The following is a 23,986-nucleotide window of genomic DNA, read 5'->3' as shown; positions in this document are numbered from 1 at the left end:
CTCAGTTGAGGTGCTGTTTGCAGGCAATCCATGACGGGGGTCGTCGTTCCTGCGCTCATCTCGGTGACGTTTGGTTTTGTGGTCTTCTTTGTGGGTGCATTTCTGACACGCAAAGTATCTTTCTTAGGCGGCGACAACACCCCAAGCCAGTGTCCGGCGGCCACGTGGTCGCCTTTCTGATTTGGGTGTTATCTGCGTTGACCGCTGCACAGATCGCCTTTCATCTGGAGATGCGCGACTGCCTTTTTGTGGCATTCTTCGCGACCCTCGGCTTGAACGCCCAAACCGCAGCCCTGTTTCACGGAGGCACTGCTTCCGGTGCGGACATTGGGCCTCACCCCGACACCAGCACAGCGCCGACGCGGCAGGTGTACAAGCCGCATGAAACACCGGTGTCGTCGACCCACTCGCCGCCCATCTTTTGCAGATGATGCAGCAGCGTCGCTGACGGTCGGTTATGCGGCCGTAGACCAGCTGGTACCTATGCTGACGGAGGTGATAGATCGCGCCGCAGCGCAAGGACTGCGCGTGATAGAAGCGAAAACTTGAAGCAATGCCCGGTATGCGGACATAGCCCTCTTTCGCTGCGGATGCGCCAATGGCTGCTTTCTTGAAGAAGAGTTCAAAGTTTCAATATCAGCTCAAACTGACCCATCGTCCGTTCGGCCTTCATGGCCTCTAGAAAAGCTGCCAAACTGGCGTCACTGCTGTCCACATTCAGCATCCTTAGGACATCGCTTGATGTCACATCTGCTGCGGCCTTGAGAAGTGCGGTTGCTATGCCTTGGCGGCGATACCCATGCCGGACAGCAATCTGCGCGATCTGTTTCACTTCTGGAATGACTACGATGTAGCCAAAAAGCGTCTGTTTTTCCTGTATCGCAAAGCAACGAGTGTTCGCACCGATACCTTGAAGAGAGGCGTCGCTGTTCTGCCATGACAAATTCCAATCCCGCGGGCCTGCCGCCAATGGCGCCATCTTACTCCAGTGTGTTTCTTCGATTGGCATAGTCTGTGACTTTGCGGGCAATCCGTTGGTTTTGAGGTTGTAGCAAGACAACTCACGTGATTGCCGCATTCCGATCTTGTGATACAAGGAGGCGGCGGTTGCATTCTCCGTCAGAACTTCAGTTTGAAATTTTCGTACACCCACCCGTTTCAAACCATCAATACAATCTTCAGAGAGCAACTTTGCTAGACCTTGCGACCTGAACTCGGGGACGGTGCCACTCGAAATGAGGTAGGCCGCAGCACCCCGTACCGAGACAAGCCAAATTGCAGCGATCGTTCCATCCTTTTGGGCAACCCGCGATGCACTGCGATCAAGCCCGCGTTGCTGCATCATGAAATCGAACCCAGTTTGCCGTAGTTATCCATTGGGACATGGGCCGCATAGGCTGCGAGATCCGTTAAAGCCTGCTTCTGATCAACTGGGTTACTGCGAGAGAGGTTTACGATGATTGTCATAGACAGCTTTCTTCATCTCTTGTGCGTGTGAATTGAACCATCGCCACCAGTCCGATCACAGCTAAAGGTAGACCAGATGTGAATACGGCTGTCGCGGCCTGTTCTAAAGCACCGTCTTCAAGCCCTGAGATATTTGCAACGAGACCCATCATTGCTGCTCCAAAGGCATAGCCTATGCGTTGCGTGGTAGGGATTGCGCCCGATGCCAACGCGCTTTCTCTGTTTGAAAGGCCCCGCGTTGCGTGTCGCGGGATGAACGACCAAGCAAGGCCAAAGCCAATCCCCTGCAAAATCGCGGAAACCCCGATCAACCAGATTGGCCCTGATGCGATTGACGATATGAGACCGACGATGCTGATTGTCACTGCGCAAAGGCCAAAGACGATCAAGCGCCTGTCATGGCACTGTGGCATCCCGGAAATCAGCGCTGCCGTGCCCGCCCATGCGACAGCCTCCATGGCAACCAGGTAACCTGCCTGCAACGGTGTGAACCCATGTAATGACACCAAGAAAAAGGGAGCATACGCGCCGATCGCAATGGTGGCTGCGGCGAAACTGGCAACCATTACCATCATGGCGGATGGCGCGTCTCGCAACAGTGGATCAAATTTCGGCATAAGCCGGTGCTGACCCAGCCTGCCATCTATCCAAAGAAACGCCGTAAGAAATGACAGCCCAATGCCTATGAAGCACACCACTTTTAGCGCGCTCGGCTCATGCCCTGCAAATGCGACTGCGAGAATACCTGCCAGAACCAACAGCAGTCTGCCGAGCGGTAGGACGGTCTGTGTTTCTTGCGTATCGGTTTTTCCGGGGGCGAGCTTGAAAAGGACAAGGCCAAGCAACGTTGAAGCGAGGGTGAGCGTCCAAAATGCCGCCTGCCATGTTGCGTATTCGACAAATAGGCCACCAAACAGAGGCCCCAGAAATGCAGAACAGGCCCAGATCGCGGATATTAGCCCCATGGCGCGTGCCTGAAGCCTCGGCGTAAAAAGAAGCGTGACCGCAACGAATGACATGGCCATCATCCCACCGCCGCCAAGACCCTGCAACAGGCGTCCAATCAGCATCATTGGCATTGACGCAGCTAAAGCATTCACAGCGCAACCGGCAGAGAAGGTGAAAGCTGCAATGGAGAGTGGTATCCGGCAGCCATGACGTATAACGAGCGCGCCGCTCAACACTCCGATGAGAATTGTTCCAATCTCATACAGCATCACGATCCATGAAATATAGGATACGCCGCCAATCTCGGCCACGATCACAGGCAGCATGGTCGCAACAAGCAACCCATCGGCAGCATGGAGAAACACAGCGACGCAAATGGCAAACAAGGGTGGCGCATTGTCCGCTGTCAGCAGCTCGCTCCAACGGACTGTTTCACTCGCATGAGGTTCGGAGTTGTTTAGCGTCGTCAATTGTTTACTCCGTCAGATGGCTCAAGAATGCCATCCATAATCGGCAACCGCTAGACGCAAGATACTTATGCCTGTATGTATATCTGCATAGGCGTTGCTTTTGGAATGCGTAGATGAATTGGGACGATTTAAGGATTTTTGACGCTGCGGTCTCTATGCGTGGCATTGCGGCAGCGGCTCGAACCTTGGGTTTGAGCCAGCCGCAAGTCAGCCGAAGGCTTCGCAATTTTGAAGATCAGATGGGAGCAAGGCTCTTTGATCGGACACCCAACGGATTGATGTTGACACCCGCGGGTGAACAGCTCGCACCAATTGCAAGGAACATGAGGAATGTTGCCGGAAGTCTTGAGCGGGCGAGGCCGGAAATCGCGAAGGCAGCACGGCGCCCGATCCGCATTGCTTTGGACGAAGTGAGGGAGCGCTACATTCTTGAAAACATCGATTGGCTGCGAAGCCAACTGCCTGATGCCGAGTTCGAGTTCTTTTCATCTCATGATCACCTCGATCATGATGGTCGCGAGACCGATATTCAGATCAGGGGATGTCTTCCTGAGTCTGACACTCTGGTTGCGCGAAAGATGCGAGACCTTACTTTCTGGGTCTATGCGTCTGAAGACTTTTTGGAGGGGCGAAAGTCCCACCCATTTGATGATCCAAACTGGGTTACATTCAGCAGGGAACGGTGCTGGTTTCCAGTTCTTGCGCAGTGGTACAAGCAGCATGTCGGAGACGCGTCGGTTTTAAAGGTAAACACCCAGAACGGAATGCTGTATGCCCTCGAACAAGGGCTCGGCTATGGTGTGCTGCCGGACTTCATGGGAGACGCGGCTAAGCGGCTCCGGCGACAAGCGGATTTGGATCCGGTTGATATTTCCACCGAGTACATCATCGTTCATCGGGATTTGCTACGAGACCGGCGGATCAGAATGGCCGTTGAAAAACTAACACAGCTCTTCAAATCGCGCTTAGCGTAGGATTCCGCAGGCTCCCGCAATGGACCTTACTTAGGGCTCAAATCGGACGTGCGACATTGCTGCAAGCCTGAAACTTGCTCAGATAGCGGCTCCGCGAGATGGCGCTGACTTTGATTGTGTCTCGTCGAACGGCCACTTTGCGTAAATTTGCCAATTTCTTTTGGTTTAGATTATCAATCAAGCTTTCAGCTGACCGACATGAAGGACAAAATGAATATGGCGCTTGGTGACTTTAACCCGCTCACACATAGCCCGGAAGCCCGTCAGGCTCTATTTGACGAGGTCCTTTTTGCACACAAACAAAACGGTACGTTAAAACAGCATGACTGGTGGGCTATCGCTGAGAATGCGTTGCATTTCAGGCCTGTCCATAACGAAAACACAGTTCAATACATCATAGATGCAGATCTGGACACACGTCACGTTTCAATCCTGTGCGCGCCTAACTCTCATTTCGATCCTTATGAAATCATGCAGATTCTTCGGGCGGCACCGGTCGACGGGTCTACCATCCTCGCCGCATATATTTACGCCGTAAGCAACATACTGGAACAACATTACTCCACGGCTTGCAGACTCCAGAACTTTCATCCGTTCGTCAAAGATAACAACGCTGGTTGGGGATCATATATCGATGGAGACGGGACCAATGCGTATATGTCGCTGCTGGCCAAACTCTGGCGAGAAACAGGACAAGAGTTTGTTTTTGATGCGGGACGAAAACAGGTTCTATACGCCGCGCTCGAGGCCGATCTGGAAGAAAATAACATGAAGCCAGATTGGTTTATTCCTGCGACTGCCTTTTTGCCATTTGCAGGCAGAGAGCCAAAAACAAACCTAATTGTACGAGACTTGGAGGTCTATGAGCTTCCCGAAAGCGCACTTGAATTGTGGGTGCAGGCACCCAGGACATCGGGATTTTTGAGCGGTTTAGCCAAGAGGTTCAGCCGCCACTAGTATTTCGATCCGGACACTCATGCACATCGCAGCATTCGGTACTCTGGGCTCTCCCGCGGCCTTCGCCGCGAGATCCATGAACGACCGTTCCGGGATGGAGCGCCTTTCGCGGCGCAACGCACGAACTGGCAAGACGCGGGACGAAGTTGTCATTGCCTTTAATTGGCTGAATGTCCGCTCAGGATCACCCGTTCTGTAACATGTCGTATGTAACGAGAAGCCTACCATTATTGATTTTGGTTGGCGCATGACGTTCGGCTGCCGCCAGCACAATGTGCAAAATGTCGGAAATGGCTTTGCTGTATTGGTCATCAGTCGAGAAATTGCCTCTGTGGTGATCGTCAACTGCGTCAAGGTCGATCACGCAAACAAACTCCTCGCCAGCGTAACGCATTTTGATGGCTGCGCTGTTTTCAAAACGATTGATCCGCACGTTCCCTACGTACTCTAGCTTTCGTTCGCGGAAGCGGACTCCTACACCCTTGGTGCCTTCTTCAGGCAAAAATTCGATGCCAGCTGCGAACATACTGTCAGCGATGGATCGCATGTTGTTCTGCATTGGTCTCCTAGTATTGGTCTCAAAGTCAGCAACTGTGGCACGTGACACTGCAGCGTTCGTTGCAAGCTGATCTTGGCTCCAATTCAACATGCTACGTCCCGCTCGGCACTGGTCAGACGTGATCTGCATCTCGCCTCTCTTCTAGTAAGTCAAAATGCTATATGTCACTTATTTTGAATGACGTCAAGCATTTTGAATGACATTTCGACCGAGTGTGGTAATTGACTTGCATACATTCGTCCAACGCGCAGCATCCGTCGCTTTGGGCTCTTATGTCACAGGGCGTTGAAGGCCTGCGAGGAAGTCATTGACCGCATTCACGGTCTCGGTCTCGGTCTCGGTCTCTAAAGGCTCAAGCGCCAGAACTCCGAAATTGTCCATAGCCTGTTCCGGCGTGCGACAACCGGGCAGCGGGATTGTTCGATCGGACTGGGCGAGGCACCACCCTAGGGCGCCTTGGGCGACTGTTCTTCCGTCATCAGTCAGCAGCGCCCTGACCTTCTCGACTGCCTCGACCAAGTCTTTTGTCGGTGCACCATCTTTGTCGAAATACCGCATCCAGTCCAAACCGCTGCTGCGCATATCACCTGCCTGGATGCTCAGACTTTTCCCGTGATATTTACCCGACAGCAGACCCATCGCCAGTGGCTGCCGATTGAATGACCACAGGCCGCGTTCCTCAATTGCGCGCAACAGATGATCCGCTGTCGAGAAGAGGTTGAGGTCATGCTGAACCGCTTCGAAGCCTTCGAGATCGGCAAAGGCCATCGCACCTTGCAGATCATCGTTGCTCCAGCCGAATGCCGCGATCTTTCCAGCCGCATACGCCTCTGACAGCGCCTCAAACACCTCTTCAGAGCGATCAACGGGATATCGATTGACGTGAAACTTCACCAGATCAAGATAGTCGGTGCGGAGACGATGCAGTGAGGCATCGATCGCATCCAAAATGTCCCTCTTGCGGTCGGTTGGTCCCATGATGTCGCCGCTCTCTGGATCGCAAAGTGTCCCTGCTTTGGTGCAGATCACGACATCATCGCTGTCGAGGCTGCTCTCACGGATCGCGCGCGCAATGACGTCTTCGGCGTGACCAGCACCGTAGCTGACAGATGTGTCGATGATCCGAACGCCCATATCAAAGGCCGTGTGCAGCGTCCGGACAGATGTATTGTCATCCACCTCACCCCAACCGATTGGCTTGCCGCCTGAATATTGCATACCCCCCATGACCCAGGTTCCAATGCCGATCCGGGGCACCTGTTTGTCGTTCCAGAGGGTTATTTCTTCAGTCGCTACCGACACTTGATCGTGCTTCTTCATCATGCTGCCACTGCCTGCTTTGCGAACTCTGAAATGTGTTTGAGAGCACTCTGAAAATCAACCTCGTTGATGTCGAGGTGCGTGACCCATCGCTGCTGTGCGAGCGAGCCAGAGATGGCAATTCCGCGATCTTGCAGGAAGGCTGCGAACGTATCCTGGATACCAGGATCGACTTTGCAGAAAACCATATTCGTTTGCGGAGTATCTGGTCTAACTCCCGGCACTGAAACCAGTGCAGTGGCGAGGCGTTTTGCTCGGTCGTGATCCTCTGATAGTCGGGCCACATGATTGTTGAGCGCATGAAGCCCGGCTGCAGCCAGAACACCGGCCTGTCGCATCCCACCGCCAAGCATTTGGCGATGCCGCCGTCCCCTTTCGATCAGTTCTGTGGACCCGACGAGAAGGGAGCCGACCGGCGCACCGAGACCTTTTGACAGACAGAAACTCACAGAATCGAAATACTGCGCAATCTCGGCCACTTCTACGCCAAGCGCACATGCGGCGTTGAAAACGCGTGCGCCGTCCAGGTGCATCGCCAGTCCCCGTTCTCTGGCCAGAGTCGAAACCTTTGCAATGTAGTCCAGCGAAAGCACCTGACCGTTGAAGGTATTTTCGTGCGCGATCATGCGCACGGGCGCGAATAGGATCGATGCCGGAAAGAGCGCGCCCTCTATGTCAGCGACGGCAAGGGTCCCGTCAGATTGGTTGCGCACCACCTGAGGTTGGACGGAAGCCAGGACGGCAGCACCTCCGAGTTCTCTCAGAAAGCTGTGCGACTGGTCTCCAACGATATACGCGTCACCTTGCCCGCATTGGCTCATCACCGCGATAAGGTTGGATTGTGTACCGGATGGCGTGAGAAGCGCCGCTTCCTTGCCGAAAAGCTCGGCCGTAGTTTCTTCCAGGGCATGAACTGTTGGGTCGTCGCGATAGTAGTCATCGCCCACTTCGGCCGCCGCCATCGCAGCACGCATGTCGGTGGTGGGGCGTGTAACGGTATCGCTGCGGAAGTCTATTTTGATATCGGTTGAGCTTTGCATGGGATCGTTCTCGCTTCGTTTAGTTGGAAAGACCCTGCCTCAAGCTTGTAGAAATAGGTGATTGAAGTTTGCGCAATTTTGCAATTGAATTGCATTATCAGGCAATTTCGGAATTATCATGGATCGCATCGACCAGAAAATCCTAGCGCTTCTTCAGGAGGATGCTTCCATCGCAAACAACGATCTGGCTGATCTCGTCGGGCTCGCGCCATCGAGTTGTCTGCGACGCGTGCGCCGCCTTAAGGCGGACGGGATCATAACCAGGACAATTGCGCTCACTGATCCAAAAAAGATGGGGCGCGCCCTCAAAGCAATCGTTACGGTCAGGCTCGCTGATCATGGAAAGACGGCTCGTCGAGACTGGCTTGCGCAATTGGATAGGGAGAAGGCGGTTTCGCAGGTTTATTCCGTATCTGGGGAGACCGACGTGGTCGTCATGCTCAACCTGACGGATATGGAAGAATTTCAGCAGCTCGGCGAGCGTATGTTCTCAGACAACCAGAATGTCATTCAGTTCACCACAATGTTTGTCTTGGAACAGCACAAGTTTAACATGGCGCTTGAGCCTTAGGCCGAAACCAGACATTGGTGCAGTCGCAGCGAATTGGCGCTTTGTTGGCAACACGCTCCGGTGTTCGGACTGACCCTGTTGATTGATGTGATCTTTCCGCTGCTGGTTTGGTTCTATGCTTTCTCGACCTACAAGACGTTTGTTCCGCCCAAACCAAAGCGCCATCGTCAGCAAACTGACGCGGATGCCGTGGCGGGCACGCAGGCCATTGATGTGCACCAGGTACAACGCGATGCGCGGCATAAGCCACAAAACACAGGCCCTGGCGACGTAGATCGCGCCTAGCGGCAAATACGGGCGCGGGGCGTAACCCCCGCCCTCGCCCAACCCAAGCGTCGTGTATCACGGCGGATAAATATCCCATCACAGTCGAACCTATTAGCTTGGAGACGCCCATGTCCCTTGATGCATCCACTTTGCCCATCAATCCTTTTTTGCTGATCACAACTGCCGCTTATGCAGGCGCGTCCGCCCTGATCACTGGACCGGAAATTATCCACCGCGAGTTAGCGAATTCTGGCTGGCAGCAGACGTGTCAGTCTGAGTTGATTGCCAGATCGCGCCAAGGCGTGCCGCACGTTCCAGATGTCGGTGGTCTGGTCTGCGGTCTGTTCCCCGATCTCGGCGATTTGTGCGAGATGATCCCAGATCCAAACGCGATGATGCGCTCAAATGCAGATCAAGCATCGCAGATGGCATCGGACAGTGTCTCGGCCTGCGCCTGCGCTCAGGATGTGCTTGTGCAAGACAAGCGCATCAGTGTCGCAATCTACGCCGCGAGTGGCCGTTTGGTCGCCACGCCAGCCCTGCGCAACAGAGAAACCGGGCTTGTTCGCGCACTGCACTCGCCAGCTTGCAAACGGGAGGGTTGAGACATGGTCTTTGGAAAACTTGAGCTTAGTGAAGGCGCGATAACCACCCATAATGACAGCTATGTCCTCCACGGCATCAGCGCCATCTCAACCCGCCGTCCTTTTTTGTCATCTGGCCTTGCGATGGCGGGGCTGATCGCACTGTTTGTGCCTGGCACCTTCGACATTCTCCATACTGACGAGCTTTTGCTGCTTATGACATCGGCAGGCCTTTCCCTCGCGCTTGAGGTGGGTGAGATAATCAAAATGCTCGAGCCCACGACACAGCTCATCGCGCTCGCCAAAGCCATGTTCCGCCACGCGTGGGACCAGCGTATCGCCCAGGCACAAGACGCGCTGCGCAGCGGTCAGCGCCAAATCAAAGACATCGACAAGCAAATCGAGGCTGTTTTGGACCGAATTCTGAGCTCCTCCAATGCCACGGTGATTCAAACCTATGAGGCGAAGATCGCTGAACTCGAGAAATTCAAGGCGATTGCTGCCCAACAATTGGAAAATCAAGACATCCCAGCGGGAAGTTACGAGGAAAAACTAGAACCCGTCCTCACATTCCTCGCAAACCCTTGGAAACTCTGGGAAACAGGTCACATCAACCTGCGCCGCATGGTGCTCAAACCGGCCTTCGCAGGCCGCATCACATATGACCGAAATGAGGGGGCTAGAACGCCCCAAATAGCCTTGCCGTTCAAAGCGTTAGCAGGGTTCGACAAGGGGAGAGTCTGTTTTGGTGCGGGTGAAGGGACTCGAACCCCCACGCCAAAGGCGCCAGAACCTAAATCTGGTGCGTCTACCAATTCCGCCACACCCGCAACATCGCGACCCTTAGCAAAGCAGATGCGGGGATGCGAGAGGTATTCGCCCAAGCCCGGCGCAGAAATTGCGCGACAGCAGGCCCGACATCGGCTATAGTTTGCGCAACCTAGAGGCAGGTTACAGAAAAGAGACGCCATGAAACCGAAAACGGTCGGGCGCGAATTGAGTGGGCAGACGCCCCCATTGCGCACAGAGATTGCACATGTCGGACTTGTGTCCGGCACCATTGTTTTGACATCAGACGGCGAGATACCGGTGGAATATCTGTCCCCCGGTGATCGCATCATCACCCGGAATGCGGGCTTCGTGACCCTGCAAGCGGTCGAGATGGAGCGCGTGACAGGTGAGGCGGTCAAGATTGCCGCCGGATCGCTTGGCGACACCAAGCCCACCCATCACGTCATGTTGCCCGCCGCCCAGATGGTGCTGGTGCGCGACTGGCGTGCTCAGGCCTTGCGCGGCGCATCACAGGCGGTGATGCCTGCGGGCTGTCTGATCGATGATGAGTTCATCACTTCGCTTGGCATGCGCGAGATGACGCTGTTGCGCCTGGGTTTTGATGCACCTTACGTGATCTATGCCGATGGGCTCGAATTGTCGGTGCCTGCGATGGTGCAGACCGCATCGGTGGCCGCCTAGGCCCCCAGTTCGCGCAGCACTTGCGGCAGGATTTCGGGCAGGTCTTCGGCGATCAGGCCGGGACCAAAGGCGCGCGCGCATTCCACATGCAGCCATGCGGCCACTTCGACCATACTGAAAATGTCGGATGACAGGGCGGAGGCCGCGAGACCCGCGATCAGCCCGGCCAGCACATCCCCTGCCCCCGCAGTGGCCAGCCACGGCACCGCACGGTCGTAGTCTGCGCTGTGCAGCGCGGCACCCCCATCCGGTGCGGCGATCACCGTATCGCTGCCTTTGAGCAATACAATGCACCCCGCCCGCGCGGCAGCGGTGCGGACAGCCTCCGCCTTTGACATGGCCCCGCGTTCGGACATCGCGAGATCGGGGAACAGCCGCGCGAATTCGCCCTCATGCGGGGTCAGCACGGTGCGCGGATGCAGCGCGGCAAACAGCGTGTCGGTGTGACCCTCGAAACTGGTCAGCGCATCGGCGTCCAACACCACCGCCGGGTCGCGCCAGTCGCGCTCGGTTTTGCGCCGCGCCAGCACCTCGAGGACCCGCGCGCGCGTGGCGGCCCCGACGCCCATGCCCGGGCCGAGGCAGAATGCACTGACCCGATCATCGGCGACAGTATCGAGCGCGTCATCCGCGCCAAGACCGCGCAACATGATCGCGTTGAGGTGCATCGTGTTTTCAAAAACGGCAGCCTTTGGACACACCACCGTCACCAGCCCCGCCCCCACACGCAGCGCGGCGCGGGCCGCCATGCGCGCCGCCCCGCCCTTGCCGACCCCACCAGCAAAGACGACCACATGGCCGAAATCGTATTTGTGTTCTCCAGTGCCAGCACGACGTCTGCCCATCTGATTGGCGGGCCAGTGTTGGGTCGGCAAATCGTTCGGACCTTGCACCCCCAAAAACCGAGGTTCGACCAATCGGACGCGCTCGGGTTTGGGCGGCAGACCGATAACCTGTTGCTCCATCGCATTGCCCCGCAATCCGATATCGACCACGGTCAGTCTTTTACAAACACTCGGCCCCAAGCCCAGATAATGCCCCAGCTTGGGCGTGTGGAATGTCACGGTCAGATCGGACGACCAGACATCACTGACCGCCTGCCACTCCCCCGTGTCCGCATCCAGCCCCGAGGGGCAGTCGATCGCGACCCGGCGCACGGCATACGACTTTTTCCAGCCGCCGTGACAGGCTTTGGCAAGACATTCGGACAGATCATCCGGCACCGGGCGGTTCAGGCCGATGCCGAACACAGCATCGACCAGCAGATCGGGTCGGGCCTGCGCCATGAGGGCCTCAAGGGTCAACGCGGTGACGTCCCCGACCGCGCACCACCGGTCGTAATTGGTGCGCGCATCAGGGGGCAACGTGTCTGCATCACCGTATAGAAAAACGTCAACCGACCACCCGGCCTCCGCCAGCAAACGCGCCACCACGAACCCGTCGCCGCCGTTGTTGCCGGGGCCGCACAGCATAATTGCGCGGTGCGTGCCCTCCCCCAGTTCCGACCATTCCTCAAACACAGCCGCGACCACGCCTGCGCCTGCACGCTCCATCAATTCAGCGCCCGTGATGCTGCCCGACGCGATGGCCTCGGCCTCGAGCGCGCGCATCTGGGCGGCGGTCAGCAGTTCGGTCATCAGGCAATCTCCACGCGATTCACTTTTGCTGTATTTTTAGGCGACGCGCACATTCCATAGGCATCGTTAAAAAATCCAGTCGCCATCCCCCGAAACTCCACCCGGCCCCATGGACGGCCCAAACAACAGATGATCCACCCATCAAACAAGATTAGGCGTAGGGAGGCCACACCCCATGAAAAAGATCGAAGCCATCATCAAGCCCTTCAAGCTGGATGAAGTCAAAGAGGCCCTGCAAGAGGTCGGCGTGCAAGGGTTGTCCGTGATCGAAGTCAAAGGGTTCGGGCGCCAGAAAGGTCACACCGAACTCTATCGCGGTGCCGAATATGTCGTCGACTTCCTGCCCAAGGTCAAAGTCGAAGTCGTGCTGGACGATGATCAGGTCGACGCGGCCATTGCAGCCATCGTCGATGCTGCCAAGACCGAGAAAATCGGCGACGGCAAGATCTTTGTCACACCAATCGAACAAACCATTCGCATCCGTACCGGTGAGACCGGCTCGGACGCGCTCTAATTATCTATACCACAAGACAGGAAGGATTTTCCGAACATGGCAAACCCAGTTCTCGACATGATCAAGAATGAAGACGCTGAATATGTCGACATCCGCTTCACCGACCCGCGCGGCAAGCTGCAACACGTGACCGTCATGGCCGATCAGGTCGATGAGGATTTCCTTGAGGAAGGGTTCATGTTCGACGGCTCCTCCATCGAAGGGTGGAAGTCCATCGAAGCCTCAGACATGAAGCTGATGCCCGATCAGGACAGCGCCTATATCGACCCGTTCTATGCGGAAAAGACGATCTGCGTGCATTGTTCCGTGGTCGAGCCCGACACTGGCGAAGCCTATGACCGCGACCCGCGCGGCACGGCGCAAAAGGCCGAGGCGTTCCTCAAATCCTCCGGTATCGGCGATGTCGCCTATATGGGTCCCGAGGCCGAGTTCTTCCTGTTTGACGATGTGCGGTATTCCGTTGGCATCAACAAGGTCGCCTACGAGGTCGATGCAACCGATGCGTCCTGGAACACCGACACCGAATACGAGATGGGCAACATGGGCCACCGTCCCGGCGTGAAGGGCGGTTATTTCCCGGTCAACCCCACGGATGAGTCCCACGATCTGCGCTCTGAAATGCTGTCGACCATGAAACGTCTCGGCATGAAAGTGGACAAGCACCACCACGAGGTGGCCTCCTGTCAGCACGAGTTGGGTCTGATTTTTGACAGCCTGACAACGCAAGCCGACGAGTTGCAGAAATACAAATACGTGATCCACAACGTGGCCCACGCCTATGGCAAGTCCGCCACTTTCATGCCCAAGCCCATCGCGGGTGACAACGGCACTGGCATGCACGTTAACATGTCAATCTGGAAAGACGGCAAGCCCTTGTTTGCAGGCGATAAATACGCGGATCTATCGCAAGAGGCACTGTATTACATTGGCGGCATCCTGAAGCATGCCAAGGCGCTCAACGCTTTCACCAACCCCGGCACCAACAGCTACAAGCGCCTGATCCCCGGTTTCGAGGCCCCTGTGCTGCGCGCTTATTCCGCCCGTAACCGGTCGGGCTGCGTGCGGATCCCATGGACCGAGTCGCCCAAAGCCAAGCGCGTCGAGGCCCGTTTCCCCGACCCAAGCGCAAACCCCTACCTGTGCTTTGCGGCCCTGTTGATGGCTGGCCTTGACGGCATCATCAACAAGATCGATCCCGGCGAAGCCATGGACAAGAACCTCTATGATCTGCCCGCCGAAGAGCTGGCTGGCATCCCGACCGTCTGTGGCTCCTTGCGCGAAGCGATCGAAGAGTTGCAGGCCGATATGGACTTCCTGCTCGCGGGCGACGTGTTCACCAAGGACCAGATCCAGGGCTATATCGACCTCAAGATGGAAGAGATCGAACGCTACGAGCACACGCCGCACCCGGTTGAGTTTGCGATGTATTACAGCTGCTAACCGCACGGTTCAGTATCTGACACGGGAAAGGGCACCTCCTCCGGGGTGCCTTTTTTCTATGGTGCCTCCCCTTGATCCTCCCGTTTCGCGAGAATTTCACACACACGCCCCATTGCAGCCCAGATCAGATGTGATCCCGGTCCCAAGGCCGCAGCACTGCGCACGGAAAGGGCTCACATGTCTGACGAACAAAACAGCTTTCAGGATCGCATCGCCCGTATCGAGGCGCAAAAGCAGACCAAAGGCGGTGCCCCCGGCCCCGACCTGACCGCCCCACCCATGGGTGATCTGACATCGCTGCGCCGCAATGCCTCTGGCCTGTCGGTCGGGGACCTGACGGAGGGTCTGTTTGACATTCCAACGATCCGCTATGGGCTGCCCATTCTGATTGCGGCGGTCGGTTTTGGGCTGCTGACCCAACTGGCACCTGCGGGCCTTGGCAAGATGATTGCCGTGGATATGGAGGCCGTGGAAGGCGAGCAAGATCTGCGCCGCAACCCATTCAACGGCGCCGCCATCGCCCATCAAAACATGACCAAATTTGGCGCTTTTTCCGCGCCATCCGCCGAGGGCGCTGTCAGCCACCCCATTGCGGTGCGCCCCTAAGCGGCCAAACATCCATCTTTTCTAACGCTGCGCGGCGCGCTAGCCTGCCCTTCAGACACGACAGTGATACGAGGGACAACCATGCCATACGCGCGTTTGATATCCACTCTGGCCAGCGCCGGGTGCGCCATTGCGCTGGCCGGCACCGCAGCACTTGCCCAATGCGGCAACACCGCGGCCGGGTTCGAGGCATGGAAATCAGGCTTTGCGCGCGAGGCGCAGCAGGCGGGCGTCAAGGCGCGCGGGCTTGAGGCGCTAGCCGGGGCGCAATACGCCACCCGCACCATCGCCGCCGACCGCAACCAGAAGTCCTTTCGCTATACCCTGTCGAAGTTCATGGCTGTGCGCGGGGCCGACACGATTGTGGCCCAGGGGCGCAAACGCAAGGCGCGCAGCCCCGACTTCTATGCGGCACTTGAACGGCAATATGGCGTGCCCGCAGGCGTGATCATCGCGATCCACGGGATGGAAACCGCGTTCGGCGGGTTCATGGGCGACAGCAGCGTGGTCTCGGCCATCGTGACGCTGACCTATGACTGCCGCCGCTCCGATTTCTTTGCGCCCCACGCCATCGGGGCACTGAAACTGGTGGATCAGGGGGCCATCACCCCCGCCACCAAAGGGGCCAAACACGGTGAGTTGGGCCACACGCAGTTCCTGCCGGGCAACGCGCTGCAATACGGGGTCGATGCCAATGGCGACGGTCGGGTCGACTTTTACAACCAGACGGATGCCTTGGCCTCGACGGCCAATTTCCTGCGCCAGAAGGGTTGGCAGCCGGGGCAAGGCTATCAGGAAGGCCAGCCCAATTTCGCGGTGATCAAACAATGGAACGCGGCGACCGTTTACCAGCAATCCATAGCGATCATGGGCGCGCGCATCGACGGTTAAACGCCAGTTCCAAGGCATTGCAAACGAACCATAGACGGGGCAGCCCGTAAGGCGGGCGTGTCGCCCGCCCTGCCCTCAGTGCAGTGCAGGCACATCTGCGCGCGCAAGGACATAGGTGTGGATGATGAACACCACCGCACCCGTCTCCGGCAGGCGAAGAACTGTCTGACGCTCGGTGCGATAGAACGGCCCGTCGTGCAATCCCGCCCCCACCCGGCGCGGCTCGGCGGCCGAGCGTGGCTGGAACAACTCGGCGTCATCATACCATAGCTGATTGAAGCGCCACAGCGGGCGGCCTACCTGCACTCCGTCAAACAACCGCTGCACCCGCGCCGCCACATCAGCGGTATAATCGGGCACCGGCACGTGGATGTCCGTCAGGGGCCGTCCCGCTTTTTCGCTCAGCCGCCACGAGGCCGGGAAACACAGCACGGCCCCGGTCAGGACATGCTCAGCTTCGCGCTTTTGCATGATGACAAAATCGCACTGCACAAGCCGACCCAACAGCGCCAAAGGGTTGGTATGCCCCGCCAAGGCCACCTTGCGCCCGTCCGGGCAAACGATCTGATCGGCATGCACCCTGAACCCCAATCCGGGCAGCATATCCAACACCATCGCTTGCAATTCGTCCGCCGCAGGCTGCGCGCCCGGCTCAAGGTACAATACGTCCGCCGATGGCTGATCCAGCAGCGCCATCCGTCGGCGCATCTGCCCCGCATAGGCATCATCAACCCGCAGCCACGCGCCGCGTTCAGGCTGCACACCGGGCAAGGCCCGCGCGGCGCGCATATCGTCGGGCAAATGGCGCTGCAAAACAGGTGTGCTCATACCGAACATGTGGCATGGGCCGATGCCGGTTTCCAGCACTTCTCACCTTGGCCTCTGCATGAAAAACGACACCACAAAGAGTCGCAAAATGACAACTCCACCCCGCAAAACAAGACCACGCTGACGGCAACGGAGGCTTACCCATGAACCAGCATTACCGCGAAACCCGCAAGATCGACCCCAATCGCGGCGCGACCCTGGGCGATGGCAGCCCCAACGATGCCGACCGGATCGAAATCGGCCCACCTCAACTGGCCTTTGACGAATGGGCCGCCGCGGGCTTCGACCTGCCCAATCTGGACGCGATGCGCGCCTATCGGCTCAACCGGCTGACGCGGCACATTGTGGATCGCGACTATGGCGGGTTGCTGATGTTTGACCCGCTCAACATCCGCTACGCCACCGACAGCACCAACATGCAGCTTTGGAACACCCATAATCCATTCCGCGCCGTCCTGGTCTGCCCGGATGGGTATATGGTGATCTGGGATTACAAGAATGCCCCCTTCCTCAGCAGGTTCAACCCGCTGGTGCGCGAGCAGCGCTCGGGGGTGTCGATGTTCTATTTCTCGGCCGGGGACAAGATCGACCCGGTCGCGGATGTGTTCTCGAACGAGGTGCGCGAATTGGTCGCCGAACACGGGGGCGGCAATATGCGGCTCGCCGTGGACAAGATCATGCTGCACGGCGCGCGCGCCCTTGAGGCACAGGGGTTTGAGTTGAAAGATGGCGAGGAAGTCACCGAACACGCCCGCTCCATCAAGGGCCCCGATGAAATCCGTGCGATGCGCTGCGCCAATCATGCCTGCGAAACGGCCGTCAAGGCGATGGAGGATTTCGCCCGTGCCAATGTGGGCGATGGCAAGACCTGCGAGGATGACGTCTGGGCCATTCTGCATGCCGAGAACATCCGTCGCGGCGGAGAATGGATCGAAACCCGCCTGCTCGCCTCGGGCCCACGCACCAACCCGTGGTTTCAGGAATGCGGCGGGCGCGTGTGCCAGCAAAACGAGATCATCAGCTTTGACACCGACCTGATCGGATCCTACGGCATCTGCATCGACATCTCGCGCAGCTGGTGGATTGGCGATCAGAAGCCACGCCCCGACATGGTCTATGCGATGCGCCACGCGGTCGAGCACATCCAGACCAACATGGCGATGATCAAGCCCGGTGTGATGATCCCCGAATTGACCGCCAACACCCACGTGCTCGACGACAAGTATCAGGCCCAGAAATACGGCTGTCTGATGCACGGCGTGGGCCTGTGCGATGAATGGCCCCTTGTGGCCTATCCCGACAAGGCGGTGCCGGGCGCATTCGACTACCCGCTTGAGCCGGGCATGGTCCTGTGTGTCGAAGCGGCGGTGGGCGAGGTTGGTGGCGATTTCACGATCAAGCTTGAGGATCAGGTGCTGGTCACCGAAGACGGGTTCGAGAACCTGACGACCTACCCCTTTGATTCCACGCTGATGGGGAACTGAGGGCCGCCGCCTCAGGCAGCCCCGCAGGTTGGGCCAACTGCCCTTCATATCCGCGCACACAGCGCCGGGCGCGCGCAAAGGGTGCGGGCGCGTTCGGGTCCGAAAGTTCTGGATAAAGCGCAACCAGACGCGCCCGCGCAATCGGGTCGAGGCTGGCCCGCGCGACCTTGCCCGGAAAATAGCTTTCGCAGGCCATCCCGTTGGCCCAAATCACGGCATGCCGTGACAGCATGATGTGATGGTATTCAACCGCCATGGCTGTGGTGTCGCGGGTGATATTCGTACCGTCCACACTGTCTTGTGCGGTGATAAACACCTGCGCCGTGTCAAAGAGCAGCCGAAACCGGGACGAGACATGCAGCAGACAATGGCGCGGTGACACTTGGGTCCGTGCATAGGGTTTGTCCGGCCCAAAACTGTGTGGCGCGATGGTGATGGGCCTGTCCACCTGGCCCGGGAACAGCACTGCGCGATGCGACGTAAAGATGATCGGCTGCGCCCCCTCATCCATCGTAATGACCCGGTCTCCCGGTTGCAGGGTTTCAACCGGAACATCGCCGCCCGGCGTTCGGATCAGGGTTCCGCGCACAAAGCACACCAACTGCCCATAAGGCGTCCCGCCCCCATCGTTGGCGAACGAAATGTTGTAGGTCGCGCCGGGCACAAGGGGCGCAGTGGACACCACAAGCGTCAGGTCGCCCTGATTCTCTCCCGGCCCTGCGGCCACGAACAGCAGATCGATGGGCGGACCACCCCCCACCGGAACGGCCGTCAATGTGAACTCGATCTCAAGCACCGCACCGGCCCCCACCGTGACCGGATCACCCGCGGCATTCGTGGTGTCGATATCGTCGCGCAAGGTCTGGTTCAGCGGCGTGCCACCCGGATCGTCCTGAAACCCGTCATCAAATTCGGGATCATCGTCATCCACATTGATGTCGATGGTCTGCGCCCCGAACGCCAGCGTCGCCTGCGCATTGCCGGGCAGCGAAAACGGACCGTTCTGGCCCGGGTTCAATTGATTGTTGTCATTTACGAACGTGAAGTCCGAAAACAGAAACCCCGTGATTGAGCCACCGTTCGGCATGGGACGCGCACTCCTGAGATGTGAGGCCCGCCAAATCGGGCCAGACCGGATTATGACACAACTTTCCGATTCCCGCATCAGTTGCATTGCGCGTGTTCAGGAAACAGAGTGTTTCGGCTGATCTCCGGCACGCCTGGCATCGTCCAGATCCCGTGCCCCATAGGGACGGTTCTTTGGGCGATCTGCCACTCACAGGTTGTGGGCTTTACAAGCCCCTCGGCTTATTAAGGCGCAACCAGACAATCCTATGTGGAGGATCAGTGCATCCACATCCTGTCCGTCTTGTCCCCGGCTGCACCCCTGACGGACGCCTGCGCGCCAACACATCCACGTGCACCATATTACACCCCCTTCCCTTAGCGTGCCCGCACCCCCATTCTTGTTCCCAGCAAAGGACCATATCTATGCCCACCGATCGCATCACATTCCAGGGCCATGCCGGCCAGCTTGACGCCCGCCTCGACCTGCCCGAAGGGCCGCATCTGGCCACCGCCGTCTTTGCCCATTGTTTTACCTGCGGCAAGGACATCCCCGCCGCCCGTCGCGTCGCCGCGCGCCTGACAACGATGGGGATTGCGGTGCTGCGCTTTGACTTTACAGGGTTGGGTCACAGTGACGGCGAATTTGCCAACACTTCGTTCACCTCCAACGTGCAAGACCTTGAAAAAGCGGTTGAATACCTGAATGAGCGCAACATGCCGCCCACATTGCTGATCGGGCATTCGCTTGGCGGGGCTGCCGTGCTCAAGGCGGCAGCCAAGCTGGATCAGATCAAGGCGGTGGCAACCCTTGGTGCCCCTTTTGACCCTGAACATGTCACCCACAACTTTTCCGATGCCCTGCCCCGGATCATGTCCGAGGGCGTGGCCGAGGTATCCTTGGGCGGGCGTCCCTTCAAGATCGGCAAGGACTTTATCGAGGATGTGGCCCAAGGGGCCCTCACACCTGCGATTTCAACACTGAATGCGGCGCTGATGGTCCTGCACGCCCCCCGGGACAGCGTGGTCAGCATCGACAATGCCAGCGAAATCTTTCTGGCCGCCAAGCATCCCAAAAGCTTTGTGACGCTGGATGATGCCGATCACCTGATCACCAAGCTAGAACATGCCGAATATGCCGCGGACATCATCGCCACATGGGCCAAGAAGTATCTCGCGCTCAAACCGCCTGCCCCGCCAATCGGCGCGCCCGAAGGCATCGTGCGGTCATCCGAGGCGGACCCCAAGGGCTTTTTGCAGGACATCACCCACGGCACCCGCCATCACATTCTGGCAGATGAGCCACGCGCATATGGCGGCACCAATCAGGGCCTATCCCCCTACGGCCTGTTGTCGGCCGGGCTGGCCGCCTGCACCTCGATGACAATCCGCATGTATGCCCGGCGCAAGGAATGGCCATTGGATCATGTGAGCGTCGATGTCAGCCACAACAAGGTCCACGCACAGGACGCAGGCACCACATCAGGGGACAAGATCGACGAGTGGAAGCGCCGCATTGCCCTTAGCGGCCCCCTTGATGACACGCAGCGCGCCCGCCTGCTTGAGATTGCGGACAGATGCCCTGTACACCGCACGTTGGAACGCAGCTCAAAGGTGATCACCGAACTTGTGTCCCGTGATGAGGCACTGGCGGAGGCCTGAGCCGTCCCTGAACACGAAAAAAGGCGCGAAACCCTTGCGGATCCGCGCCTTTCTTGTCTGGTCTCTCGGAACGGATCAGCCGCGTGCGCGACCCACCAGTTTCCAGGCTGCGGGCAGGATCAGCGCCGCCAGCGCCAGTTTGATCGCATCCCCGGCCAAGAACGGCGTCAGTCCCCAAGCCAGGATCGGCTTGTCCCAGCCATAAACCTGACCCAGCCACGCAAGTCCGGGAAGGTAAATCAGCACGTTGCCGATCAACATTGCCAGCGCCATCCACACGACCGAGCGATCCCAGCCCCGCTGCGCCAGTGCGCCGAGTGCGAGCGTTGCCAGCACATAGCCCACCAGATAGCCGCCCGTGCCGCCCATCATGTAGATCAGCCCAAAGGCTTCGGCAGAGGAACTTGCGAAGACGTCAAACCCAAACGCGCCGATGATCATGTAGCCAAGGATCGTGACCAGCCCGAGCCGCGCACCATAAGCCGCACCGATGGTCAGCACCGCAAAGGTGCCCATGGTGATCGGCACTGGCCCTACGGCCACTTTGATCTTTGCTGCAACTGCCAAAAGAGCGATGCCCGCCACCACCAGCACCGCTTGCTTGATGCGCAGGGCTACGCCCTCATTTGCACCAAGAACGTCGCTCAGCACCTTGTTATTCCACGTCGTTTCCATAAGGCCTCACCTGTTGAGATTGCACGATTTGGGCAAGTTGTGCCAACTCGCCCCTGTTTCTGCAAGTGCAAAGGCAGGCATGGACACAGGTTAGCGCTGACAGGTGAACCGGTTAGCCATCACATAGGCTTTGCGCGGGCCCTTGACGGTCCATGTCGCGGTGAAGGCCCGAGTCTCGGGTCCGCCCCACCCGGCGAAGTCATAGTCGACCACATAGGTATCGGGATCGCAGAAATGAGCGGCACGTCCGCCCCGGGCAGGCACGCTGTGAAAGTACCGCCCGTCATCAAAATAGACAGACAGATCCGCCCCCCAATGATAACGCCGCTCGGCTGTCATCGGTGCGGCAGCGGGCAAGTACAACACACCCGTTTCGTGATAGGCCAACCCGCCGTCCGCAGCCCGCCACTCCGCCGTCCCTTCAAACGTGGCAGACGCGCCCGCGCCTTGGGTGATCTTGCGCGACAGGGTCCAGATCCCTTCAAAATCGGCCAGCACCCGTTCAATCGACATAGGTCGCTTCGGTGATGTCATCGCGCTCACCGACAAAGCGCAGAACGTCGCCTTGGCGGTCCATCGCATAACACGCCCATAGGTCCGAGGGCGGCCATTGGCTGCAATATTGATCATCCTCGATCCGCCAGTTGCCCCAACTGTCGCGCCCGTTGGTCACATAGAGCGTCTTGCCCGACGCCCGGAAATCCTGGCGCGCGTTCTTGTACTCCAAGGTGCGCCCGGTGAGGGCGGTGCGAATCTCTTCTCCGCTCAGCACTGTCCAGTCAGCCGCTGCCGGAAAAGGCAGGGCAATCAGCGCGATCAGGGCAAAGCGTCTCATATCAGGGCCTTCATCTTGTTGTTGCTCGGGCCACAGTCTAAGAGCGCGAGGCAAGTTCTGACAGTCACAAAAAGGTGCCCGCCCCATGATCCCACGCTATTCCCGCCCCGATATGGTCGCCATCTGGGAACCCGCCACCAAGTTCCGCATCTGGTTCGAGATCGAAGCCCATGCCTGTGACGCGATGGCTGATCTGGGGGTGATCCCGCGCGAGAATGCGCAAGCCGTGTGGAAGGCCAAGGACGTGGAATTCGACGTGGCCCGCATTGACGAGATCGAGGCGGTGACCAAGCATGACGTGATCGCCTTTCTCACCCATCTGGCCGAACATGTGGGCAGCGACGAAGCGCGTTTCGTGCATCAGGGCATGACGTCGTCAGATGTGCTCGACACTTGCTTCAACGTGCAACTGACCCGCGCCGCCGATCTGCTGATTGCAGATATCGAGGCCCTGCTTGGTGCCCTCAAACGCCGGGCTATCGAACATAAAGACACGGTGCGCATCGGACGCAGCCATGGCATCCACGCCGAGCCGACGACGATGGGCCTGACATTCGCCCGCTTCTATGCGGAGATGGACCGCAACCTGTCGCGCATGCGTGATGCGCGCGCCGAGGTTGCGACCGGCGCGATCAGCGGAGCGGTCGGCACCTTCGCCAATATTGACCCGGCGGTCGAGGAACATGTGTGCGACAAGCTCGGCCTCGTCCCTGAACCGATCAGCACGCAAGTCATCCCCCGCGACCGGCACGCAGCGTTCTTTGCGACCCTTGGTGTCGTCGCCAGCAGCATCGAAAATATTGCCACGGAAATTCGCCACATGCAGCGCACCGAGGTGCTGGAAGGGGCAGAGTTTTTTTCGATGGGTCAAAAGGGCTCCTCCGCAATGCCCCACAAGAAAAACCCCGTGCTGACCGAAAACCTGACGGGGCTGGCCCGCATGGTGCGTTCGGCTGTGATCCCGGCGATGGAGAATGTCGCCCTGTGGCACGAGCGTGACATCAGCCATTCCTCGGTTGAGCGGATGATCGGACCGGATGCCACGATCACCCTCGATTTCGCGCTGGCCCGCCTGGCCGGTGTTATCGACAAGATGCTGATCTTTCCCGACAACATGATGGACAACATGAACAAGTTCCCGGGGCTGGTGATGAGCCAACGGGTGCTTCTGGCCCTCACCCAAGCCGGGGTGAGCCGCGAGGATGCCTATAGCTACGTGCAGCGCAACGCACTCAAGGTCTGGGAACATCGCACTGATTTCAAAGAGGAATTGCTGGCGGATCCGGACGTTCTGGCGGCGCTGAGCGCAGAAGAGATCGAGGCGAAATTCGACCTTGGATATCACACCAAACATGTCGACACGATCTTTGCGCGGGTCTTTGGCAAGGACTGAAACGGCCTCGGGCGGATGACGCATCCGCCTTACGGCGCCGCCCGGCCTTTTGTGCAGTAAGGCGCATCCTGATGCGCCCGGGTTCAAAATCGGTTTGATGCAAGGCCCAAATGTCCTACCCTTACGTCATCCAAAGACACAAAGGAGACGACAGATGACGACCAAGACCCTCGCCGTGGCGCTGGCCCTCACCCTCGCCCCCACGCTCAGCCTTGCAATGGGCTGCAACCATGGCAAAGAACAACAGGCGATGTCCTGCGCGGCTGGCACCACTTATGACGCAGACACAAACACCTGCGTGACCACCACCGGTTAAGCTCTGTCCG

General features: G+C 58.3%; 27 protein-coding genes and 1 tRNA gene. 15 read left to right on the top strand and 13 right to left on the bottom strand.

Features of this window, described 5'->3' with window-relative positions; all coding sequences use genetic code 11:
• Positions 1-5 precede the first annotated feature (5 nt).
• Positions 6-431 carry a sodium/glutamate symporter gene (locus Q0859_RS21505; protein WP_366523189.1) on the top strand — a complete coding sequence of 142 codons (426 nt, stop codon included), beginning with the start codon at positions 6-8 and terminating at the stop codon, positions 429-431.
• Between the two features lie 191 nt (positions 432-622).
• Here the strand turns inward: Q0859_RS21505 and Q0859_RS08070 are convergent, their stop codons facing one another.
• Together Q0859_RS08070 and Q0859_RS08065 are read right to left on the bottom strand one after the other, a co-directional pair.
• A complete protein-coding gene (locus Q0859_RS08070) occupies positions 623-1,345 on the bottom strand; it encodes a GNAT family N-acetyltransferase (RefSeq protein ID WP_299149562.1) in 723 nt (240 codons plus the stop codon).
• Positions 1,346-1,463: 118 nt separating this feature from the next.
• Positions 1,464-2,885 carry an MFS transporter gene (locus Q0859_RS08065; protein WP_299149560.1) on the bottom strand — a complete coding sequence of 474 codons (1,422 nt, stop codon included), beginning with the start codon at positions 2,883-2,885 and terminating at the stop codon, positions 1,464-1,466.
• 113 nt (positions 2,886-2,998) lie between these two features.
• On the opposite strand from Q0859_RS08065, the gene Q0859_RS08060 reads away from it, so the two are divergent.
• Both Q0859_RS08060 and Q0859_RS08055 read left to right on the top strand, forming a co-directional pair.
• Positions 2,999-3,859, top strand: coding sequence for a LysR family transcriptional regulator (locus Q0859_RS08060; RefSeq protein WP_299149559.1), 861 nt, complete (start codon positions 2,999-3,001; stop codon positions 3,857-3,859).
• Between the two features lie 198 nt (positions 3,860-4,057).
• Positions 4,058-4,816 (top strand): hypothetical protein, encoded by a 759-nt coding sequence (locus tag Q0859_RS08055; protein WP_299149557.1) that lies wholly within the window; start codon positions 4,058-4,060, stop codon positions 4,814-4,816.
• 184 nt (positions 4,817-5,000) lie between these two features.
• Here the strand turns inward: Q0859_RS08055 and Q0859_RS08050 are convergent, their stop codons facing one another.
• The 3 genes from Q0859_RS08050 to ltaE all read right to left on the bottom strand — a co-directional run bounded on the left by Q0859_RS08050 (position 5,001) and on the right by ltaE (position 7,735).
• Positions 5,001-5,465: a helix-turn-helix transcriptional regulator gene (locus Q0859_RS08050; RefSeq protein ID WP_366523188.1), complete on the bottom strand. Its 465-nt coding sequence runs from the start codon at positions 5,463-5,465 to the stop codon at positions 5,001-5,003.
• Positions 5,466-5,645: 180 nt separating this feature from the next.
• Positions 5,646-6,695 (bottom strand): aldo/keto reductase, encoded by a 1,050-nt coding sequence (locus tag Q0859_RS08045; protein ID WP_299149552.1) that lies wholly within the window; start codon positions 6,693-6,695, stop codon positions 5,646-5,648.
• On the bottom strand, positions 6,695-7,735 hold the full coding sequence (gene ltaE / locus Q0859_RS08040; RefSeq protein WP_299149550.1) for a low-specificity L-threonine aldolase: 1,041 nt from the start codon (positions 7,733-7,735) through the stop codon (positions 6,695-6,697). Before ltaE ends, Q0859_RS08045 begins: the two co-directional genes overlap by 1 nt.
• A gap of 118 nt (positions 7,736-7,853) precedes the next feature.
• Here ltaE and Q0859_RS08035 point away from each other — a divergent pair, with 118 nt between their 5' ends.
• The 3 genes from Q0859_RS08035 (at position 7,854) to Q0859_RS08025 (ending at position 9,178) form a co-directional block, all read left to right on the top strand.
• A complete protein-coding gene (locus tag Q0859_RS08035) occupies positions 7,854-8,306 on the top strand; it encodes an Lrp/AsnC family transcriptional regulator (protein ID WP_299149548.1) in 453 nt (150 codons plus the stop codon).
• Between the two features lie 60 nt (positions 8,307-8,366).
• On the top strand, positions 8,367-8,591 hold the full coding sequence (locus tag Q0859_RS08030) for a hypothetical protein (protein ID WP_299149545.1): 225 nt from the start codon (positions 8,367-8,369) through the stop codon (positions 8,589-8,591).
• 110 nt (positions 8,592-8,701) lie between these two features.
• A complete protein-coding gene (locus tag Q0859_RS08025; RefSeq protein ID WP_299149543.1) occupies positions 8,702-9,178 on the top strand; it encodes a hypothetical protein in 477 nt (158 codons plus the stop codon).
• A gap of 108 nt (positions 9,179-9,286) precedes the next feature.
• Here Q0859_RS08025 and Q0859_RS08020 read toward each other — a convergent pair whose 3' ends face one another.
• Together Q0859_RS08020 and Q0859_RS08015 are read right to left on the bottom strand one after the other, a co-directional pair.
• Positions 9,287-9,664: a hypothetical protein gene (locus Q0859_RS08020; protein WP_299149541.1), complete on the bottom strand. Its 378-nt coding sequence runs from the start codon at positions 9,662-9,664 to the stop codon at positions 9,287-9,289.
• 239 nt (positions 9,665-9,903) lie between these two features.
• Positions 9,904-9,987 (bottom strand) — tRNA-Leu (locus tag Q0859_RS08015).
• A 139-nt stretch (positions 9,988-10,126) separates the two neighbouring features.
• Between Q0859_RS08015 and Q0859_RS08010 the strand changes: the two genes are divergently transcribed.
• Positions 10,127-10,630, top strand: coding sequence for a Hint domain-containing protein (locus Q0859_RS08010; RefSeq protein WP_299149539.1), 504 nt, complete (start codon positions 10,127-10,129; stop codon positions 10,628-10,630).
• Here the strand turns inward: Q0859_RS08010 and Q0859_RS08005 are convergent.
• Positions 10,627-12,267 carry an NAD(P)H-hydrate dehydratase gene (locus Q0859_RS08005; RefSeq protein ID WP_299149536.1) on the bottom strand — a complete coding sequence of 547 codons (1,641 nt, stop codon included), beginning with the start codon at positions 12,265-12,267 and terminating at the stop codon, positions 10,627-10,629. The two genes, Q0859_RS08010 and Q0859_RS08005, sit on opposite strands and share 4 nt — an antisense overlap.
• Positions 12,268-12,442: 175 nt before the next feature.
• Here Q0859_RS08005 and Q0859_RS08000 point away from each other — a divergent pair, with 175 nt between their 5' ends.
• The 4 genes from Q0859_RS08000 (at position 12,443) to Q0859_RS07985 (ending at position 15,718) form a co-directional block, all read left to right on the top strand.
• Positions 12,443-12,781: a P-II family nitrogen regulator gene (locus Q0859_RS08000; RefSeq protein WP_039683188.1), complete on the top strand. Its 339-nt coding sequence runs from the start codon at positions 12,443-12,445 to the stop codon at positions 12,779-12,781.
• 36 nt (positions 12,782-12,817) lie between these two features.
• Positions 12,818-14,221 carry a type I glutamate--ammonia ligase gene (gene glnA, locus Q0859_RS07995; protein WP_299149533.1) on the top strand — a complete coding sequence of 468 codons (1,404 nt, stop codon included), beginning with the start codon at positions 12,818-12,820 and terminating at the stop codon, positions 14,219-14,221.
• Between the two features lie 177 nt (positions 14,222-14,398).
• The gene (locus tag Q0859_RS07990) at positions 14,399-14,827 is read left to right on the top strand and encodes a hypothetical protein (protein ID WP_299149531.1); all 429 of its coding nucleotides are present in this window, start codon (positions 14,399-14,401) and stop codon (positions 14,825-14,827) included.
• Between the two features lie 81 nt (positions 14,828-14,908).
• Positions 14,909-15,718 carry a lytic transglycosylase domain-containing protein gene (locus Q0859_RS07985; protein WP_299149529.1) on the top strand — a complete coding sequence of 270 codons (810 nt, stop codon included), beginning with the start codon at positions 14,909-14,911 and terminating at the stop codon, positions 15,716-15,718.
• Between the two features lie 75 nt (positions 15,719-15,793).
• On the opposite strand, the gene Q0859_RS07980 is transcribed toward Q0859_RS07985, so the two are convergent.
• Complete coding sequence (locus Q0859_RS07980) at positions 15,794-16,546, bottom strand: DUF3445 domain-containing protein (protein WP_299149527.1); 753 nt, start codon at positions 16,544-16,546, stop codon at positions 15,794-15,796.
• Positions 16,547-16,689: 143 nt separating this feature from the next.
• Between Q0859_RS07980 and dddP the strand changes: the two genes are divergently transcribed.
• A complete protein-coding gene (gene dddP / locus Q0859_RS07975) occupies positions 16,690-18,030 on the top strand; it encodes a dimethylsulfonioproprionate lyase DddP (protein WP_299149525.1) in 1,341 nt (446 codons plus the stop codon).
• Here dddP and Q0859_RS07970 read toward each other — a convergent pair.
• The gene (locus Q0859_RS07970; protein WP_299149523.1) at positions 17,966-19,117 is read right to left on the bottom strand and encodes a Hint domain-containing protein; all 1,152 of its coding nucleotides are present in this window, start codon (positions 19,115-19,117) and stop codon (positions 17,966-17,968) included. The genes dddP and Q0859_RS07970 overlap by 65 nt on opposite strands.
• Before the next feature lie 404 nt (positions 19,118-19,521).
• On the opposite strand from Q0859_RS07970, the gene Q0859_RS07965 reads away from it, so the two are divergent.
• On the top strand, positions 19,522-20,757 hold the full coding sequence (locus Q0859_RS07965) for a bifunctional alpha/beta hydrolase/OsmC family protein (protein ID WP_299149521.1): 1,236 nt from the start codon (positions 19,522-19,524) through the stop codon (positions 20,755-20,757).
• Between the two features lie 75 nt (positions 20,758-20,832).
• On the opposite strand, the gene Q0859_RS07960 is transcribed toward Q0859_RS07965, so the two are convergent.
• The 3 genes from Q0859_RS07960 to Q0859_RS07950 form a co-directional block, all read right to left on the bottom strand.
• Positions 20,833-21,432, bottom strand: coding sequence for a biotin transporter BioY (locus tag Q0859_RS07960; RefSeq protein WP_299149519.1), 600 nt, complete (start codon positions 21,430-21,432; stop codon positions 20,833-20,835).
• 90 nt (positions 21,433-21,522) lie between these two features.
• A complete protein-coding gene (locus Q0859_RS07955) occupies positions 21,523-21,945 on the bottom strand; it encodes a DUF6314 family protein (RefSeq protein WP_299149516.1) in 423 nt (140 codons plus the stop codon).
• Complete coding sequence (locus Q0859_RS07950; protein ID WP_299149513.1) at positions 21,935-22,267, bottom strand: hypothetical protein; 333 nt, start codon at positions 22,265-22,267, stop codon at positions 21,935-21,937. The genes Q0859_RS07955 and Q0859_RS07950 overlap by 11 nt, the downstream gene beginning before the upstream one ends.
• 85 nt (positions 22,268-22,352) lie before the next feature.
• Here Q0859_RS07950 and purB point away from each other — a divergent pair, with 85 nt between their 5' ends.
• The gene (gene purB / locus Q0859_RS07945) at positions 22,353-23,660 is read left to right on the top strand and encodes an adenylosuccinate lyase (protein ID WP_299149511.1); all 1,308 of its coding nucleotides are present in this window, start codon (positions 22,353-22,355) and stop codon (positions 23,658-23,660) included.
• 154 nt (positions 23,661-23,814) lie between these two features.
• Positions 23,815-23,976 (top strand): adenylosuccinate lyase, encoded by a 162-nt coding sequence (locus Q0859_RS07940; RefSeq protein ID WP_299149509.1) that lies wholly within the window; start codon positions 23,815-23,817, stop codon positions 23,974-23,976.
• Positions 23,977-23,986: the final 10 nt, after the last annotated feature.

Source organism: uncultured Tateyamaria sp. (genome assembly GCF_947497045.1).
GTDB lineage: Bacteria > Pseudomonadota > Alphaproteobacteria > Rhodobacterales > Rhodobacteraceae > Tateyamaria.
Note: the sequence above shows the minus strand (reverse complement) of the source record. Positions and strands in the feature narration are given on the sequence as shown.

Coding starts and splice junctions, on each gene's coding strand:
- Q0859_RS08070 (WP_299149562.1), bottom strand. CDS start 1,345: ATGATGCAGCAACGCGGGCTTGATCGCAGTGCATCGCGGGTTGCCCAA.
- Q0859_RS08060 (WP_299149559.1), top strand. CDS start 2,999: ATGAATTGGGACGATTTAAGGATTTTTGACGCTGCGGTCTCTATGCGT.
- Q0859_RS08055 (WP_299149557.1), top strand. CDS start 4,058: ATGAAGGACAAAATGAATATGGCGCTTGGTGACTTTAACCCGCTCACA.
- Q0859_RS08050 (WP_366523188.1), bottom strand. CDS start 5,465: ATGTTGAATTGGAGCCAAGATCAGCTTGCAACGAACGCTGCAGTGTCA.
- Q0859_RS08045 (WP_299149552.1), bottom strand. CDS start 6,695: ATGAAGAAGCACGATCAAGTGTCGGTAGCGACTGAAGAAATAACCCTC.
- ltaE (WP_299149550.1), bottom strand. CDS start 7,735: ATGCAAAGCTCAACCGATATCAAAATAGACTTCCGCAGCGATACCGTT.
- Q0859_RS08035 (WP_299149548.1), top strand. CDS start 7,854: ATGGATCGCATCGACCAGAAAATCCTAGCGCTTCTTCAGGAGGATGCT.
- Q0859_RS08025 (WP_299149543.1), top strand. CDS start 8,702: ATGTCCCTTGATGCATCCACTTTGCCCATCAATCCTTTTTTGCTGATC.
- Q0859_RS08010 (WP_299149539.1), top strand. CDS start 10,127: ATGAAACCGAAAACGGTCGGGCGCGAATTGAGTGGGCAGACGCCCCCA.
- Q0859_RS08005 (WP_299149536.1), bottom strand. CDS start 12,267: ATGACCGAACTGCTGACCGCCGCCCAGATGCGCGCGCTCGAGGCCGAG.
- Q0859_RS08000 (WP_039683188.1), top strand. CDS start 12,443: ATGAAAAAGATCGAAGCCATCATCAAGCCCTTCAAGCTGGATGAAGTC.
- glnA (WP_299149533.1), top strand. CDS start 12,818: ATGGCAAACCCAGTTCTCGACATGATCAAGAATGAAGACGCTGAATAT.
- Q0859_RS07990 (WP_299149531.1), top strand. CDS start 14,399: ATGTCTGACGAACAAAACAGCTTTCAGGATCGCATCGCCCGTATCGAG.
- Q0859_RS07985 (WP_299149529.1), top strand. CDS start 14,909: ATGCCATACGCGCGTTTGATATCCACTCTGGCCAGCGCCGGGTGCGCC.
- Q0859_RS07980 (WP_299149527.1), bottom strand. CDS start 16,546: ATGAGCACACCTGTTTTGCAGCGCCATTTGCCCGACGATATGCGCGCC.
- dddP (WP_299149525.1), top strand. CDS start 16,690: ATGAACCAGCATTACCGCGAAACCCGCAAGATCGACCCCAATCGCGGC.
- Q0859_RS07970 (WP_299149523.1), bottom strand. CDS start 19,117: ATGCCGAACGGTGGCTCAATCACGGGGTTTCTGTTTTCGGACTTCACG.
- Q0859_RS07965 (WP_299149521.1), top strand. CDS start 19,522: ATGCCCACCGATCGCATCACATTCCAGGGCCATGCCGGCCAGCTTGAC.
- Q0859_RS07960 (WP_299149519.1), bottom strand. CDS start 21,432: ATGGAAACGACGTGGAATAACAAGGTGCTGAGCGACGTTCTTGGTGCA.
- Q0859_RS07955 (WP_299149516.1), bottom strand. CDS start 21,945: ATGTCGATTGAACGGGTGCTGGCCGATTTTGAAGGGATCTGGACCCTG.
- Q0859_RS07950 (WP_299149513.1), bottom strand. CDS start 22,267: ATGAGACGCTTTGCCCTGATCGCGCTGATTGCCCTGCCTTTTCCGGCA.
- purB (WP_299149511.1), top strand. CDS start 22,353: ATGATCCCACGCTATTCCCGCCCCGATATGGTCGCCATCTGGGAACCC.
- Q0859_RS07940 (WP_299149509.1), top strand. CDS start 23,815: ATGACGACCAAGACCCTCGCCGTGGCGCTGGCCCTCACCCTCGCCCCC.